The sequence below is a fragment of the Nocardioides sp. genome, from assembly GCF_035481145.1.
GTDB lineage: Bacteria > Actinomycetota > Actinomycetes > Propionibacteriales > Nocardioidaceae > Nocardioides.
The window spans coordinates 1-17,016 of the sequence record NZ_DATIHB010000062.1; the positions used below are offsets into that span (position 1 = coordinate 1).

General features: G+C 70.7%; 13 protein-coding genes. 2 read left to right on the forward strand and 11 right to left on the reverse strand.

What is annotated here, in order from left to right; translation table 11 throughout:
- Positions 1 to 2,702, forward strand: a 2,702-nt coding sequence (locus VLF38_RS04965) for a bifunctional [glutamine synthetase] adenylyltransferase/[glutamine synthetase]-adenylyl-L-tyrosine phosphorylase (RefSeq protein ID WP_325270176.1), incomplete at its 5' end; no start/stop codon positions are given.
- Position 2,703: 1 nt separating this feature from the next.
- Here the strand turns inward: VLF38_RS04965 and icmF are convergent.
- From icmF to VLF38_RS05020, 11 genes are all read right to left on the reverse strand, one after another.
- On the reverse strand, positions 2,704 to 5,820 hold the full coding sequence (gene icmF, locus VLF38_RS04970; protein ID WP_325270177.1) for a fused isobutyryl-CoA mutase/GTPase IcmF: 3,117 nt from the start codon (positions 5,818 to 5,820) through the stop codon (positions 2,704 to 2,706).
- Between the two features lie 83 nt (positions 5,821 to 5,903).
- Positions 5,904 to 6,404 (reverse strand): MarR family transcriptional regulator, encoded by a 501-nt coding sequence (locus VLF38_RS04975; protein ID WP_325270178.1) that lies wholly within the window; start codon positions 6,402 to 6,404, stop codon positions 5,904 to 5,906.
- A gap of 10 nt (positions 6,405 to 6,414) precedes the next feature.
- Positions 6,415 to 6,720, reverse strand: a complete 306-nt coding sequence (locus VLF38_RS04980; protein ID WP_325270179.1) for an MGMT family protein — start codon at positions 6,718 to 6,720, stop codon at positions 6,415 to 6,417.
- 19 nt (positions 6,721 to 6,739) lie between these two features.
- Positions 6,740 to 8,248, reverse strand: coding sequence for a malate dehydrogenase (quinone) (gene mqo / locus VLF38_RS04985; RefSeq protein ID WP_325270180.1), 1,509 nt, complete (start codon positions 8,246 to 8,248; stop codon positions 6,740 to 6,742).
- A 129-nt stretch (positions 8,249 to 8,377) separates the two neighbouring features.
- Entirely contained in the window at positions 8,378 to 9,523 is a 1,146-nt protein-coding gene (locus VLF38_RS04990; protein ID WP_325270181.1) for an acyl-CoA dehydrogenase family protein, read from the reverse strand.
- Positions 9,524 to 9,542: 19 nt separating this feature from the next.
- A complete protein-coding gene (locus VLF38_RS04995) occupies positions 9,543 to 10,343 on the reverse strand; it encodes an alpha/beta hydrolase (RefSeq protein ID WP_325270182.1) in 801 nt (266 codons plus the stop codon).
- Position 10,344: 1 nt separating this feature from the next.
- Entirely contained in the window at positions 10,345 to 12,576 is a 2,232-nt protein-coding gene (locus VLF38_RS05000; protein WP_325270183.1) for an acyl-CoA dehydrogenase, read from the reverse strand.
- Positions 12,576 to 13,445 carry an SDR family oxidoreductase gene (locus VLF38_RS05005; protein WP_325270184.1) on the reverse strand — a complete coding sequence of 290 codons (870 nt, stop codon included), beginning with the start codon at positions 13,443 to 13,445 and terminating at the stop codon, positions 12,576 to 12,578. Before VLF38_RS05005 ends, VLF38_RS05000 begins: the two co-directional genes overlap by 1 nt.
- 11 nt (positions 13,446 to 13,456) lie before the next feature.
- Complete coding sequence (locus VLF38_RS05010) at positions 13,457 to 14,350, reverse strand: MaoC/PaaZ C-terminal domain-containing protein (RefSeq protein ID WP_325270185.1); 894 nt, start codon at positions 14,348 to 14,350, stop codon at positions 13,457 to 13,459.
- Between the two features lie 47 nt (positions 14,351 to 14,397).
- Positions 14,398 to 14,838, reverse strand: a complete 441-nt coding sequence (locus VLF38_RS05015; RefSeq protein WP_325270186.1) for a type II toxin-antitoxin system Rv0910 family toxin — start codon at positions 14,836 to 14,838, stop codon at positions 14,398 to 14,400.
- A gap of 42 nt (positions 14,839 to 14,880) precedes the next feature.
- Entirely contained in the window at positions 14,881 to 16,083 is a 1,203-nt protein-coding gene (locus VLF38_RS05020; RefSeq protein WP_325270187.1) for a lipid-transfer protein, read from the reverse strand.
- Positions 16,084 to 16,199: 116 nt separating this feature from the next.
- Here VLF38_RS05020 and VLF38_RS05025 point away from each other — a divergent pair, with 116 nt between their 5' ends.
- Positions 16,200 to 16,892, forward strand: a complete 693-nt coding sequence (locus VLF38_RS05025; protein WP_325270188.1) for a TetR/AcrR family transcriptional regulator — start codon at positions 16,200 to 16,202, stop codon at positions 16,890 to 16,892.
- Positions 16,893 to 17,016 lie beyond the last annotated feature (124 nt).

The window sequence follows — 17,016 nt, forward strand, 5'->3', positions numbered from 1 at the left end:
ACCACGTGGTGCGGGTGCCCGGCGCCTGGCGTGACCTGGCCGACCCGTTGCTCGAGACGACGCGCCCGCCCGCCTTCTGGCTGCGCGCGGAGCTGCTCCGCGCGGTCGGCGCCGACCCCGCGGACGACGCCCCGGTCGCGACGTCGCCCGACGCAGAGGCGGTCGACGCCCTGCGGTTGGGCTACCGCCGGCTGGTGCTCCGTCTCGCGGCACGCGATCTGGCGCACGCCACGGCGGTCGAGGACGTCGCTGCCGAGCTCTCCGATCTCGCTGCGGCGACGCTGGAGGCCGCTCTGGCGGTGGCCCGCGCCCGGGTGGGCGAGCCGGCCCACGACGTGCGCCTGGCGGTCATCGCGATGGGCAAGTGCGGGGGTCGCGAGCTCAACTACGTCAGCGACGTCGACGTGGTCTTCGTGCACGAGGCGACCGAGGGCGTCGACGACGCGGCCGCCGCGCGCACCGCCGCCCAGCTGGCCGGCCACCTGATCCGGATCTGCTCCGAGCACACCGCCGCAGGCACGATCTGGCCGGTCGACGCCAACCTCCGCCCGGAGGGCTCGCAGGGGCCACTGAGTCGCACGCTGGCCAGCCACCGCGCCTACTACGAGCGGTGGGCGAAGACGTGGGAGTTCCAGGCGCTGCTCAAGGCGCGGCCGGTCGCAGGAGACGCGCCGCTGGGGGCGGCGTACGTGGAGATGGCGGAGCCGTTCGTCTGGGGCGCCGTGACCCGTGACGGGTTCGTGGAGGACGTCCAGGCGATGCGCCGCCGGGTCGTCGCCCACATCCCGGCGCAGGAGGCCGAGCGCCAGCTGAAGCTCGGGTCGGGCGGGCTGCGCGACGTCGAGTTCGCCGTGCAGCTGCTGCAGCTGGTCCACGCCCGGGCGGACGAGGCGATCCGCGACCGGGGCACCCTGCCCGCGCTCGAGCACCTCACCCAGCGGGGCTACGTCGGCCGGGAGGACGGCAGCGCGCTGCAGGAGTCGTGGCGCTTCCTGCGCCGCCTCGAGCACCGCATCCAGCTCCAGCAGATGCGCCGTACCCATGTCGTGCCCGATGACCCCGACGCGCTGCGCCGCCTGGGTCGCTCCATGGAGCTGGGCCGTGACGCCGCCGCCGAGCTGGAGAAGCAGTGGCGCGTCCACCGACGCGAGGTGCGGCGGCTCCACGAGAAGCTCTTCTACCGGCCGCTGCTCGGCGCCGCCTCGCGGGTTCCGGGCTCGGGCGCGGTCCTCAGCCCCGAGGCAGCGCGAGCACGTCTCGCCGCGCTCGGCTACGCCGACCCGGCGGCGGCCCTGCGTCACCTCGAGGCGCTCACCTCGGGCGTCAGCAGGGCGGCCGCGATCCAGCGGACGCTGCTGCCGGTGATGCTGGAGTGGTTCGCCGACGCGCCCGACCCCGACGCAGGACTCCTCGGCTTCAGGCGGATCAGCGAAGCGCTCGGAGCCACGACGTGGTACCTCCGGCTGCTCCGCGACGAGGGTGAGGTGGCCGAGCGGATGGCCCGGCTGCTGGCCACCTCGCGCTACGCCACCGACCTGCTCCAGCGCGAGCCCCAGGGGGTCCGGGTGCTCGCGGAGGGGCTCCGCCCGCTGCCCGCCGTCACCCTCCTGGCGGAGATGCGCAGCGTCGCCGGTCGGCAGCCGGACGCCGCCTCGGGCGTCCGGGCGATCCGGGCGGTGCGGCGGCGCGAGCTGCTCCGCATCGCCGCGGGCAGCCTGGTGGCCGGCACCGACGTCGCCGAGGTGGGGGCCGGACTGGCTGCGCTCACCGACGCCACGATCGAGGCCTCGCTCGAGGTGGTCATGGCACACGTCGCGCGGCAGCGCGACCTCGACGCCGCGCCCACCCGTCTCGCGATCGTCGCGCTGGGCCGCTACGGCGGCGCGGAGCTCTCCTTCGGCTCCGACGCCGACATCATGTTCGTCCACGACCCCTTGCCGGGAGAGGACGCGTCGCGCGCCACGGCGTACGCCCAGGCGGTGGCGCTCGAGCTCCGTCGCCTGCTCGCGCTGCCCGGGTCGGACCCCGCCCTGGACCTCGATGCCGACCTCCGGCCGGAGGGACGCCAGGGCCCACTCATCCGCACGCTCGACTCGTACGCCGCCTACTACGCGACGTGGTCGCGCACCTGGGAGGCGCAGGCGCTGCTCCGTGCCGATGCAGCCGTCGGCGACCCCGGGCTGCGTGCCCGCTTCACCGAGCTGATCGACCCGCTGCGCTTCCCGGCCGACGGCATCGACGACGACGCGGTCCTGGAGGTGCGCCGGCTCAAGGCGCGCGTCGACGCTGAGCGCCTGCCGCGCGGCGCGGACCCGCACACGCACCTCAAGCTCGGACGCGGTGGGCTGGCCGACATCGAGTGGACGGTCCAGCTCCTCCAGATGCAGTACGCCGGCCGGCATCCGTCGCTACGGACGCCACGCACGCTCGCAGCACTGCAGGCGGCCGCCGAGCTGGAGCTGCTCAGCGCGGACGACACCCAGGACCTGCTCCTGGCCTGGCGACTGGTCTCGCGGGTCCGTGACGCCGTCACCCTGGTGCGGGGACGCCCCGGCGACGCCGTCCCGAGTGATGCCCGCGAACGCGCCGCCGTGGCCGCGGTCCTGGGCTACGCACCGGGGGAGTCGACCGCGATGCTCAACGACTACCTGCGCGCGACGCGACGCGCGCGGGCCGTCGTGGACCGGGTCTTCTGGGGCTGAGTCAGACCGTGCGGCGGTACTCCCCGCCGACCTCGAAGAACGCCTCGGTCACCTGCTGCAGGGTGCAGACGCGGGCGGCGTCCATGAGCACGGCGAAGACGTTCTCACCGCTGGTCGCCGCTTGCTTGAGGCGGGCGAGTGCTTCGGTCGCCTCGCTGCGGTGGTCCTCGCGGAACGCCTGGACGCGGTCGAGCTGGGACCGCTTCTCGCCCTCGGTGGCACGGGCGAGGGCGAGCTCGTGGGGTGGCTCCTCCGACTCGGGTGCGCGGAACGTGTTGACGCCGATGATCGGCAACGAGCCGTCGTGCTTGCGCTGCTCGTAGAGCATCGACTCGTCCTGGATCCGGCCGCGCTGGTAGCCGGTCTCCATGGCACCGAGGACGCCGCCGCGCTCGTTGATCCGGTCGAGCTCGGCGAGCACCGCCTCCTCGACCAGGTCGGTGAGCTCGTCGATGACGTAGGAGCCCTGGAGCGGGTTCTCGTTCATCGCCAGGCCCCACTCGCGGTTGATGACGAGCTGGATCGCGAGCGCGCGGCGTACGGACTCGTCGGTGGGGGTGGTCACCGCCTCGTCGTACGCATTGGTGTGCAGGGAGTTGGCGTTGTCGTAGATCGCACAGAGCGCCTGCAGTGTGGTGCGGATGTCGTTGAACGCCATCTCCTGCGCGTGCAGGCTCCGGCCGCTCGTCTGCACGTGGTACTTCAGCTTCTGCGAGCGCTCGTTGGCGCCGTACTTCTCCTTCATCGCGACCGCCCAGATCCGGCGGGCGACGCGGCCGAGCACGGAGTACTCCGGGTCCATGCCGTTGCTGAAGAAGAACGACAGGTTGGGGGCGAACGCGTCGATGTCCATGCCGCGTGCCAGGTAGGCCTCGACGTAGGTGAAGCCGTTGGCGAGGGTGAAGGCGAGCTGGGTGAGGGGGTTCGCCCCCGCCTCGGCGATGTGGTACCCCGAGATCGAGACGGAGTAGAAGTTGCGGACGCCGTGCTCGATGAACCACTCCTGCACGTCGGCCATGCAGCGCAGGCTGAACTCGGTGGAGAAGAGGCAGGTGTTCTGCCCCTGGTCCTCCTTGAGGATGTCGGCCTGGACGGTGCCGCGGACCGTGCGCAGGGCCTCCTCGGGGTCTCGGCCGAGCTCGCGGGCCTGGTCGATCACGGTGTTGAGGAAGAAGGCGAGCACGGTCGGCGCTGGCCCGTTGATCGTCATCGACACGCTCGTGGTGGGCGAGCAGAGGTCGAAGCCGTCGTAGAGCGCCTTCATGTCGTCGAGCGTGGCGACCGAGACGCCGGAGGTGCCGACCTTGCCGTAGACGTCGGGCCGCTCGTCAGGATCGCGGCCGTAGAGCGTCACCGAGTCGAACGCCGTCGACAGGCGCGTCGCCGGCTGGCCCTCGGAGAGGAGCTTGAAGCGCCGGTTCGTGCGGAACGGGTCGCCCTCGCCGGCGAACATGCGGGCCGGGTCCTCGTCGTCGCGCTTGAGGGGGAAGACGCCGGCGGTGAACGGGAAGCGGCCGGGGAGGTTCTCGCGGCGGAGATAGCGGACGAGGTCGCCATGGTCACGGGTGCGGGGGAGCGCCACGCGGGGGACCTGCAGCCCGGAGAGCGACTCCCGGGTCTGCCCCGACAGGCTCTCGACGACCTCGGGCCACGTGCGCAGGGCCTCGGTGAGCTCGTCCGGCAGCGGCTTCACGCCCCGGCCCGCGCGCACCGCGCTGGACCCCAGCGACCGGACCCGCTCGATCGCCTGGTGGTCTGCCGCGCACGAGGCAAGCTCCTCGGTCTGCGCGTGGTAGCGGCGGACCGTCTCGGTGATCTCGGCGAGGTAGCGCGTGCGGTCGGCGGGCACGACCTGGTGGAGCCCGGAGGAGTGGCGTACGTCGACGCGCGGGAGGACCCCCTCGCCATCCGGGAGGCCGTGCTCGAGGAGGGCGTCGCGGAGGTGCTGGTAGAGCGCGGTGACGCCGTCGTCGTTGAACGTCGCGGCGCTCGTGCCGAAGACCGGCATGTCGCTGGGCTGCTGTCCGAAGGCCTCGCGGTTGCGGACCAGCTGACGGCCGACGTCGCGCAGGGCGTCGGCTCCGCCGCGGCGCTCGAACTTGTTGATCGCCACCGTGTGCGCGAAGTCGAGCATGTCGATCTTCTCGAGCTGCGAGGCAGCGCCGAACTCCGGCGTCATCACGTAGAGCGCGTGGTCGACGAAGGGCACGATCGCCGCGTCGCCCTGCCCGATGCCGGGCGTCTCGACGACGACCAGGTCGAAGCCGGCCGCCTTGAGCACGGTGATCACGTCGTCGAGGTGCTCGGGCACCTCATGCGCGCCCCGGGTCGCGAGCGAGCGGAAGAAGACCTGCTCGCCCTCGACGGCGTTGGCGCGGATCCGGTCGCCGAGCAGCGCGCCGCCACCGCGGCGCCGGGTCGGGTCGACGGCGACCACCGCGATGCGGAGCTTGTCGGCGAAGTCGGTGCGGAAGCGGCGTACGAGCTCGTCGGTGAGGCTGGACTTGCCGGAGCCGCCGGTGCCGGTCACGCCGAGGACGGGCACCACGCGCGCAGCCGCCGCGGCGCGGAGCTGCTCGAGGACCTCCGCCGGGAGGCGTCCTTGCTCGGCGCCCGTGAGGGCCCGCGCCACCGCCGGACGGTCGCCGGTGAGGACGCCGTCGGACACCGCCGGCGCGAGCTCCCAGAGGTCGGTGTCGCACCGCTCGACGACGGTGTTGACCATGCCGGCGAGGCCGAGCCGCTGGCCGTCCTCGGGGGAGAAGATCGTGACGCCCGAGGCGCGCAGCCGCTCGATCTCGTCGGGCACGATGACGCCGCCTCCGCCACCGACGACCTGCACGTGACCGGCGCCGGCGGCGCGGAGCGACTCGACGAGGTACTCGAAGTACTCGACGTGGCCGCCCTGGTAGGAGGAGACAGCAACGCCCTGGACGTCCTCCTCGAGCGCCGCCTCGACCACCTCGCGCACGGAGCGGTTGTGGCCGAGGTGGATCACCTCGCACCCCTGCGACTGCAGGATCCGCCGCATGATGTTGATCGAGGCGTCGTGGCCGTCGAAGAGGCTCGAGGCGGTGACGAGGCGCACCGGGTGGGTGGGGACGTGCAGGGCGGTCACGGAGTCTCCCGGGGATACTTGGATGTCCTAGCAACTCAATACTAGGACATCAAACCATCTGTGACCAAGGGCACGCGCAGAGATCAGCGAGGAAGATCCCCGAGCGCCGCGCGCAGCTCGGTCAGGGCGTCGTAGAGGCGGAGCGTCGCGGCGTTGTCGAGGCCGGGCTTCGCGAAGACCTCCGCGTTGAGCGAGGCGGTCGCGTCCTCGACGACGCGTCGCCCCTCGGCGGTGAGCGAGGCATGGATGACCCGGCGGTCGGTCTGGGAGCGAGCCCGCTCGACGTATCCCTGCTGCACCAGGCGCTCGACCGCGCTCGTGACCGTCGTCGCGTGGACCTGCAGCAGGGAGCCGAGCCGCGACATCGTCATCGTGCCTGAGCGCGTGAACGAGATCAGCCGCATGACCTCGAAGCGGGCGAAGGTCAGGCCGTAGGGCCGCAGGGTGGCGTCGATGCGCTCGCGGAAGAGCTGCTGGACCCGGGTGAGCGAGGTGACCATCGCCATGCCGTCGGCGGCGTCCTCCCAGCCGTGGCGGATCCACTGGGCGCGCGCCTCCTGGATCGGGTCCTTCGCCACTGCCATGCGGCTCAGGCTAGCCGTGTGCGCCCTCATCAGGGTCCCAGCACGCCGCAGACACGTCGACGACGCCGCGGCGCAGCGGGGTGCCCTCGAGGTGCCAGTGCTCCTGGGCGTCGATCACGAGGTGGGCAGGCAGCGTGCCATCAGCCCGTACGACGCGCCACCAGGCGACGCCGTGGCCGTCGCGCGCCATCACTCCGCCGACCCCGCGCGGACCGCCACGCCCGAGGTGGTGCGCGATCGCGCCGTACGTCATGACGCGGCCCGGCGGGATGGTCTCCACCAGTGACAGCACGTCCTCGGCGAACTCCTCGGTCACGTGCGGGTCCCCGTGGGGATCAGGCGACGTCGGAGACGTCCGGGACCTCGAGGCCGAGCACCTCGGCGGTGCGCCGCTGGACCTCGCGGGCGAGACCGGGCTCGCCGGTCAGGCTGTGGCCGTGGCTCGGCACCATCGCCGTGAGCTGCGGCTGCCAGCCCTCCCACCGGGCGGGGAAGCAACGCTCGAGGATCTCGAACATGATCGGCGCCGCCGTCGAGGCGCCCGGGGAGGCGCCGAGCAGGCCGGCGATCGATCCGTCGGCGTGGGTGATGACCTCGGTGCCGAACTGCAGCACGCCGTTGGGGCGGATCACCTGGACCCGCTGGCCGGCGGTGATCTTCTCCCAGTCCTTCATCTCCGCGTCGGGGAAGAAGTCGAGGAGGTCCTTGAACTTCGTCTTCGGGCGGGAGACCAGCTGCGTGATCAGGTAGATCGTCAGCGGGATGTTGGCCAGGCCCGACTTGATCATCGGGATCAGGTTGTGCCAGCGCAGCGACTTGAACATGTCGAGCAGCGAGCCGTGCTTGAGGTAGCGCGGCGAGAAGCCGGCGTACGGGCCGAACATGAGACTGGTGCTGCCGTTGACCACGCGCGTGTCGAGGTGGGGGACCGACATCGGCGGGGCGCCGACGGCGGCCTTGCCGTAGACCTTCGCGTGGTGGCGGGCGACGAGCTCCTGGTTGTCGGTCCGGAGGAACTCGCCGCTGACCGGGAAGCCGCCGAAGCCCTTGATCTCGGGGATCTTCGACTTCTGCAGGAGGGTCAGCGCGCGGCCGCCGGCGCCGACGAAGACGAACGTCGCGCGGTGCTCGAACTTCTGGCCGGCCTGCTTGCCCGTGACGATCCACGTGCCGTCGTCGGCCCGCTTCACCTTCTTGACGTCGGCGTCGTAGTCCACGGTCAGGCCGCGCTCGGCGACGCTGTCGAGGAGCAGGCCGGTGAGGGCACCGAAGTCGACGTCGGTGCCCTGCACGGCGTACGTCGCGGCGATGGGCTCGGCGGCGAGGTCCTCGGCGGTGCGGCCCTCGAGGAGGAGCGGGGCCCAGGCGCGGATCTGCTCGGGGTCCTCGCTGTAGAGCATGCCTTCGAAGAGCGGGTGCTCGGAGAGGAGGCGGTGGCGCTCGCGCAGGTAGGCGACGTTCTCCTCGCCCCAGACGAAGGACATGTGGGGAGTCGCGTGGATGAAGCGATCGGCGGCCGGGATGCGGCCGTTCTCGACCAGGAAGGCCCACAGCTGGCGCGACAGCGCGAACTGCTCGTTGACCACGATGGCCTTCGAGATGTCGACGGAGCCGTCCTCGGCCTGCGGGGTGTAGTTGAGCTCGCAGAGCGCGGCGTGGCCGGTGCCTGCGTTGTTCCACGGGCCGGTGGACTCACGGGCCGGGCGGTCGAGCCGCTCCAGGACCCGGATGCTCCAGGTCGGCTCGAGCTCCGCGATCAGCGTGGCGAGCGTTGCGCTCATGATGCCGCCGCCGATGAGGAGGACGTCGGTCGTGGTCTGCTGCGACTGGTTGGTCTCGGTCACGGGGTCATTCTGGCGTCATGTGAATGCTTTCACGAAGTTGGGGCCGGATTTCGGGACGTGTTTTGACCAAAGTCACACACGGGGCGCGGGGGACGGCTGGTCGCGGCCTGACGACCCCCGCGCACGCCGTCAGCTGAGCTCGAGGCTGCGGGCGATGATCTCGGTCATGATCTCGCTCGTGCCGCCGTAGATCCGCTGGACGCGGTTGTCGATGTAGGCCCGTGCGATGGGGTACTCGAGCATGTAGCCGTAGCCGCCGTGGAGCTGCACGCAGGCGTCGACGACGCGGCCCTGGACCTCGGTCGACCAGAGCTTCGCCTTGGCGGCGTCGGCGACCGACAGGCCGCCGGCGTTGTGCTCGACGATGCAGCGGTCGATGTAGGTCTGGGTGATCTCGACCTCGGTCTCGAGCAGCGCGAGTCGGTGGCTGATCGTCTGGAGCGAGCCGATCGGATTGCCGAACGCCTTGCGGTCGCGGACGTACTGCTTGGTCCACTCCAGCGCCGCACGGGCGCCTGCGATCGCGCCGATCGCGATGTTGAGGCGCTCCTGCGGCAGGTTGTTGGTGAGGCCGAAGAAGCCCTCGCCCTCCTTGCCGAGCAGGTTGGCGGCCGGGACCCGGCACTCCTCGAAGACCAGCTCGGAGGTGTCCTGCGCGTGCATGCCGACCTTCTCCAGGTTGCGGCCCCGCGAGAAGCCCGGCGTGCCCTCCTCGACGACGATCAGGGAGATGCCCTTGTGCGGGTGCTCGCCGGTGCGGCAGGCGAGGATGACGAGGTCGGCGTTCTGGCCGTTGGTGATGAAGGTCTTGGCGCCGTTGATGACGTAGTCGTCACCGTCGCGCACCGCCTTCGTGCGGATGCCGGAGAGGTCCGAGCCGGTGCCCGGCTCGGTCATCGCGATGGCGACGATCGACTCGCCGGTCGCGACCTTCGGCAGCCAGCGTGCCTTCTGCTCGTCGTTGGTCAGCTCGAGCAGGTAGGGGAGGCAGATGTCGGAGTGGAGGGTCGGGCCGAGGAGCGCGGGGCCGACACCGGCGTACGCCCCCTCCTCGATGAAGATCGCGTTGAACCGGAAGTCGTGCAGGCCGGCACCGCCGTACTCCTCGGGCACTGCTGCGGTCAGGCCGAGCTCGGCGAGGTCGGTGAAGAGCGACTTCGGGACGATGCCGTCCTTCTCCCACTCCGGGTACGCCGGGACGACCTGGCGCTCGACGTAGGCACGGACGCTCTTGCGGAAGTCATCGTGCTCGGGCTCGAAGATGTTGCGATCCATGCCCGTATGTTAACGGTCGTTAACCGACCTGTGCCGCGTGAGCGGGCGCGCTCCCCTCCAGCAGGACCCGGGCCACCTGCCCGGGGTCGTCAGCCATCGGGACGTGGCCGCAGCCGCGCAGCCAGACGTGGTGCGCCTGCGGCATCCGCCGACGGGCGATCGCCGCGTGGTAGGGCAGCAGGATCCGGTCGTGCTCGCCCCAGGCGATCGTGATCGGCACGTCGCTGGGCACCGCGGCTGCGAACGGCTCGGCTGCGGGGAAGATCTTCTTCATCGCCGGGATCGCGCGGCGCATGCCGCGCAGGTCGTCGACGAAGACGTCGTGCGGGATGAGGTCGCTGCGGTCGGAGACCATCGCACCCATCACCCGGCGCGCACGGGGCGAGCGGGCGAGCGTCGGCACCGCCGGCGCCATCAGGTTCGCGCTCGTGGTCAGCCAGGTGAAGACCGTGCGGACGTAGAGGAAGTCAGGGGCTCCCCACCAGAAGGCGGCGGGGGAGAGCGTCGTCGCACTGCGGACCAGCCCGTCGGCGGCCGCCTCGAGGGCGATCCTGCCGCCGAGGGAGTTGCCGGCGATGTGGGGGCTGTCCAGGTCGAGCTCGGTGAAGAGGCCCTCGAGCGCGGCCCGGAGGCTCGCCTGCACGTCGCCGCCGTGGACCACCAGATCGGGTGACTCCCCGTGACCCGGCAGGTCGAAGAGGACGACGCGGCGCCGCTCGGCGAGCTGGTCGAGGACGGGGTACCACGCCTGCCGGCGGTGGGTGAGTCCGTGGACCAGGACCAGCGGCTCACCGCTGCCGTGGACTTCGTGGGCGAGCACCTCAGGCGCCCGTCGCCTTCGGCTCCGCATCGCGGGGAAGGCCGAGCATCCGCTCGCCGATCAGGTTGAGCTGGACCTCCGTGGTGCCACCGTAGATCGTCGTGGCGCGGCCGCCGAGCAGCTGCTCGAGGGCATGGTCCGTCGGTGCGCCCGGCACCGAGAAGGCGCCCGCGATGCCGAGCTCGGCGGTGATGAACTCGGCGATCTTCTGGCTGATGCTCATCGCCAGCAGCTTGTTGACGCTCGCGGTGGTGGAGCTGTCGGAGCCGAGGAGCTGCTTGAGCACGATCCGGTTGCTCATCACGTCGATGGCCTGCGACTCCGCGAGGAGCTCGCCGAGCCGGTGGCGGGCGACCGGGGAGAGCTCCTGGCGCCCGGCGAAGCGGAGCAGGTCGCGGTCGTTGGCGTAGGCGTCCATCTTCCCGGAGAGGGCGACGCGCTCGCTCGCGAGCGCCGTGCGGGTGACCTTCCAGCCGTTGTCGACCTCGCCGACGACGTACTTGTCCTCGATGAAGACGTCGTCGAAGAAGACCTCGTTGAAGAGGGCCGAGCCGGTCATCTCCTTGAGCGGGCGGACCTCCACGCCCTTCGCGGCCATGTCGAGGAGGAAGTAGGTGATGCCCTCGTGCTTGGGCGCCGTGGGGTTGGTGCGCGCGATGAGGATGCCCCAGTCGGAGAACTGCGCCATCGACGTCCAGATCTTCTGGCCGTTGATCCTCCACCCGCCCTCGACCTTCGTCGCCTTCGTCTGCAACGAGGCCAGGTCGGAGCCGGAGCCGGGCTCGGAGAAGAGCTGGCACCACATCAGCTCACCGCGCAGCGTCGGGACCGCCAGCTCCTGCTTCAGCTCCTCCGAGCCGTGGCCGACGATCGAGGCCAGGGCCCACACGCCGATCAGCAGGTTCGGCACCTGGATGCCGGAGGCCTTCAGCTCCTGGGCGATGACGATCTGCTCCAGCGGGCCGGCGGCGCGGCCGTAGGGCTTCGGGAAGTAGGGCAGCACCCAACCGCCGTCACCGAGCGCGAGGAAGCGCTCGTCCTCGTCCTCGATCGCCTTGATCACGTCGAGCTCGGCACGGACCTCGGCGCGGATCCGCTCCGCCTCGGCGGGGAGCTCGATGTCGAGGGAGCGGACGTTGCCGGCGAGCGCATCGTCGGCGACGCGCAGGGCCCGCGTTTCCCGGGTGCCGAGCAGGCCGCGGAGTGCGAGGGCACGCCGGTAGTAGAGGTGGGCGTCGTGCTCCCAGGTGAAGCCGATGCCGCCGTGGGCCTGGATGCAGTCCTGCGCGACCTGCACCGCGAGGTCCGGAACGACGACGGCGGCGACGTTGCCCGCGACGTCGGCGGTGTCGTCGCCCTTGTCGAGGGCGGTCGCGGCGTCCCAGACGGCGGCCCGGGCCTGCTCGAGCGCGATCCCCATCCACGCGCACTTGTGCTTGATGCCCTGGAACTGGCCGATCGGACGGCCGAACTGCACACGGATCTTGGCGTACTCCGACGCCGCCGCGACGCACCAGGAGATGAGGCCGGTCGCCTCAGCGCCGAGGACCACGGCGGCGATGGAACGAGCGTGCTCCGCGGTGAGCCCGGCGAGGACGTGCTCGCCGGGGACGGCGAGCTCGCTCGCGGTGATCCGGGCGGCGCCGCGGAGCACGTCGACGGAGTCTTGCCGAGCCACCGTGACCTGGTCGGTCCAGACGACGATCCAGCGCACGGCCCCATCCACGTCGACGGGCAGCAGGAAGAGGTCCGCGACGTCGCCGGAGGCCACGCCGTCCCAGGTGCCGGTGACGGTGAGCGCGCCGTCGGCGCCGACTGTGGCAGGGGGCAGGCTGCCGGCCTCGGGCGCGACCGCACCGATCGTCGTACCGTCGATGAGGCCGGCGATGTGCTCGGTGGCCGCACCGCCGGAGGCCTGCAGCAGGGCCGAGGCGAGGACGGTCTGGGTGAAGGCGCCGGGCAGGGCGTGGCGGCCGAGCGCCTCGAGTGCGACGGCGAGGGTGGTGAGCCCGCCGCCCGAACCACCGAGCTCGTCGGAGATGTGCAGGCCCAGCAGCTCGTACTCGACCAGCGACTTCCAGAACGGCGGGAACTTCTCGGGCTTCTTCGCCTCGACGATCGCGCGAACCGCGTCGGCGGTGAAGACGCTCTCGGCGAGGTCGGCGACGGCGTTCGCGAGGTCGAGGTGCTCCTCGATGATGCCGAGTCCGAGCTCGTAGTTCTGGCGGGCCATCAGCCGAGCCTGTCCGCGAGGTCGCTGATCTGCCAGGGACCTTCGGACTCGATGCAGGCGACCTCGTGCCAGCCCTGGAACTCCTGGATGACACCGCCCTGGACGCCGAAGAACTTGCCGGTGAGCTTGCAGTCCTCCGCGGCGAGGCGGGCGACGATCGGGGAGATGTTGGACGGCGCGAATGCGTCGAACTCGCCTTCCTCGACCTCGGCGGCGAACATCGCGCCCATGCCCGGGGTGGCCAGGGTCAGACGGGTGCGCGCGATGGGGGCGATCACGTTGGCGCGGACGCCGTAGCGGTCCAGCTCCTCGGCAGCCACCAGGGTCAGCGCGGCCACAGCGGCCTTGGCCGCGCCGTAGTTGGCCTGGCCGGCGTTGGGCATGAACGTGCCCGAGGCCGAGGCGGTGTTGATGATCGAGCCGGAGACCGGCTTGCCCTGCTTCGACTGCTCCTTCCAGTACGCCGCTGCATGGTGGATCGGGGCGGCCGTGCCCTTGAGGACCACCGCGAGGACGGCGTCCCACTGGTGCTCCTCCATGTTGGGGATGAAGGCGTCGCGCAGGATGCCGGCGTTGTTGACCAGGATGTCGAGGCCGTCGAAGACGGTGATCGCCTGCTTGACGAGGTTCTCCGCGCCCGCCCAGGAGGAGACGTCATCGGTGTTGGCGACGGCGTCGCCACCGGCGGCGATGATCTCGCTGACGACCTCCTGGGCCGGACCGGCGTCGGAGCCGCTGCCGTCGTTGGCGCCGCCCAGGTCGTTGACGACGACCTTGGCGCCCTCGCGGGCGAGGAGGAGGGCGTGCTCGCGGCCGATGCCGCGGCCGGCGCCGGTGACGATCGCGACGCGTCCGTCGAGAGTTCCCATGGTGGTGCCTTTCAGTTCGTGAAGACGGCGAGGCCGTCGCGGATGACCAGGTCGTCGCCGACGGAGGTCTCGAAGCCGACCGCGCGGTCGCCCCCCGAGACGTCGGCCGGGAGGCTCCAGAAGCGGGTGGTGATGTCCTGGCCGGGGAGGACCGGCTTGGCGAAGCGGACGGCGAAGCGCTTCAGCTTCGTCACGTCGCCGTCGACGAAGGAGTCGAGTGCTGCCCACGAGGTGAACGCCATCGTGCAGAGGCCGTGGTTGATGATGCCGGGGAGCCCGGACATCTGCGCGATCTCCTCGTCGAGGTGGATCGGCATCGGGTCGCCCGAGGCGGGGGAGTAACGGAAGGTCTGGTCCTCGTCGACGTGCGCGGTGACCTCGGCGACCGGCGTACCACTGGTGAGGGCGGGGTCGAGGGCGTGGCCCGGAGCGAGCTCGCCGACGTTCTTGCCGGCGTCGACCCCGCGGAAGAACGCGGTGATGAACTGCTCGTTGACCAGTACGTCGTCCTGGTTGCGGGTCTCGGCCTTGACCACGACGGTCGAGCCGGTGCTCAGGGCGGCATATCCGGTGGCCCGGGCGCGGCAGGTGAGGACGTCGCCCGGCCGGATCGGCGCGTGGAAGTGGAAGTCCTGCTCGCCGTGGACGAGCTTCATCAGCAGCTCGACCGGGGCGACCTCGAGGGCGGCAGGCGCCATCGAGAAGAAGGTGGGGACGACCGCGAAGACGGGGGAGGCGATCTCGCCCTTGAGGTGGGCCTCGATCGGGTCGTTGGTCGCGGCGGCGTACTCCGCGATGCGCTCGCTGGTGACCTCGAAGACGACGTCTTCGGTCCACTCACCGATGCCGTCGTCGTTGAAGGTGACGGGGTTGCTGGCACGGGGTGCCGTGGTGTCGGTGCTCATCGCGGAGTACGCCTTTCGCTGCGTCGTGCTGCTGGGGTGTGCGTGGATCAGGCGGCGACGAGCTCGGCCAGCTTGGCCAGGGACTCGGTCAGGTCGGCCTCGGTGTTCTTCGCGATGGCCTTGCCGATCGGGCCGACGACCATCGTCCCGTTGAACTCGGCGTCGATCGTGGCGTCCGAGCCGGCGTCGGTCGGCGCGACGGAGAGCGTGAACTTGATCTTCACGCCGGCCATGCCGGTGCCCTCGATCGCCATCGAGGTCGGGGCGTCGGCCTCGACGACGGTCCACTCGATCTTGTTGGCCATGCCCATGACGGAGACGACCTCGGTCATCTGCGTGCCGACGGCGATCTCCTCGACGGTCGGGAGGGACGACTTCCAGCTCTGGTGGATCTTCAGCCAGTTCTCGAAGTTGTTGAGGTCGGCGAGCGCGGCGAAGGCGGCTTCGGGGGCGACGGGGAGGGACTGGGTGACGGAAACGCTGGCCATGATGGCTCCTTGAGGTGGGTGGAACGGACGGATGGAAGAGATTCAGCGGGCCTTGCGGTACGCCGTCACGACGACCGCGCCGCCGAGGCCGATGTTGTGCTGGAGCGCGACGCCACCCGGCTGGGCGGCGCGCTCGACCTGACGCTTGTCGGCGGTGCCGCGCAGCTGCCAGGTGAGCTCGGAGCACTGCGCCAGGCCGGTGGCGCCGAGCGGGTGGCCCTTGGAGATCAGGCCGCCGGAGGGGTTGACGACCCAGCGGCCGCCGTACGTCGTGTCGTCGTTGTCGACGAGCTTGCCGCCCTCGCCGTCGGCGCAGAGGCCGAGCGCCTCGTAGGTGATCAGCTCGTTGGCGGAGAAGCAGTCGTGCAGCTCGATGACGGAGACGTCGTCGGGGGTGATGCCCGCCTGGGCGTAGACCTCCTGCGCGGCGCGCCGTGACATCTCCTTGCCGACGAGGCTCTGGGCGGACTTGTCGGTGAAGGTGCTCTCCATGTCGGTGACCATGGACTGGCCGATGATCTCGACCGCCTGGTCCCACAGGTCGTGCTCCTCGACGAACTTCTCGCTGGCGAGGATGACCGCGCCCGAGCCGTCGGAGGTCGGCGAGCACTGCAGCTTGGTCAGCGGGCTGTAGATCGTCGGCGCGTCCTGGATCTCCTGGAGGGTGTACTCCTTCTGGAACTGCGCGTACGGGTTGTTGACCGAGTGCTTGTGGTTCTTGTGGCCGATCTTGGCGAACTGCTCCAGCGTCGTGCCGTACTTCTCCATGTGCTCGCGACCTGCCGCACCGAACATGTACGGCGCCGGCGGCATCGCGAACTCCTGGAGCTCGGCGAGCGCCATGAGGTGGTCCATCATCGGGTTCGTGCGGTCGTCGAACTGCGACATCAGCGAGCCCGGCTGCATCTTCTCGAAGCCGAGGGCGAGCACGCAGTCGTAGAGACCGCCCTTGATCTCGCGGGTGGCGAGGTAGAGCGCCGTCGAGCCCGTCGAGCAGTTGTTGTTGACGTTGGTGATCGGCACACCGGTCCTGCCGAGCTCGTAGACGGCACGCTGGCCGGAGGTCGAGTCGCCGTAGACATAGCCGACGTGGACGGCCTGGATCGCGTCGTAGGCGATGCCCGCGTCCTCGAGCGCCTTGGTGCCTGCCTCGCGGGCCATGTCGGGGTAGTCCCAGTCCTTCGACCCGGGCTTCTCGAACTTCGTCATGCCGACGCCGATGACGTAGACCTTGTTGCTGCTCATCGATGAGCCCTTCGTTGCTCGGGAGACCACGGCTCGGATCTACCGTGGACACGCTGTCGCGGATAAAACTATGTTGGACAGCGTGTCCGGTCAAGCAACCCCGTTAGGGTTTCCGCATGAGCCAGCTGGTGGATGACACGCGCAGCGTCGACGGTCGCGACCGGCGGTGGGAGGACCACCGCCAGGGGCGGCGCGAGAGCCTGCTCGTCGCCGCGCTCGAGGTCATCGACCGTGAAGGCGGTGACGTGGGCGTGGCGGCGATCGCTACGCGCGCGGGCATCCCGCGCTCGGTCGTCTACAAGCTCTTCCGTGACCGCGACGACCTCGACACCCAGATCCGGCTGCGGATCATCGACGACATGAACGCCACGCTGGCGCCTCTGCTCGTGCCGCAGGGCACGGTCCGGGAGATGGTCGGCCGCGGCGTCCGGACGTACGTCGAGTGGGTGAGCGAGCACGCCAACCTGCACCGTTTCCTCGGGGCTGGCTCGGCGGCACGCCCGACCCATGGCTCACCGCAGGCGACCGGCGGCAAGACGGCGTTCGCGATGGGGCTGAAGGAGCTCATCGAGGGCGTGATCCCCCTGGTCGTGGAGACCCGGCTCCCGCGCGGCGCGGCGGAGAACCTGGCCTTCGCGATCATCGGCCAGGTCGACAGCGTGGTGAACCGCTGGCTGCTCGCCGGCCGGTCGCGCAGCACGAAGAAGGACCTGGTCACGTTCCTCACCGACGCGACCTGTGGGTCGATCCAGGCGGCCGCCCAGATCTCCGGGGTCGACCTGGACGTCGACGCCGACCTCATGGCCTGAGCGGGCGCACGGCCGACGCGCTCGGCAGGGGTTACCGTGGACAGCATGTCCATGTAATCATCTCCGCATTGCGGCATCCGTCCTGCCAGGTCGGCAGGACGACACCGGGTGCCCCTGCGAGGAG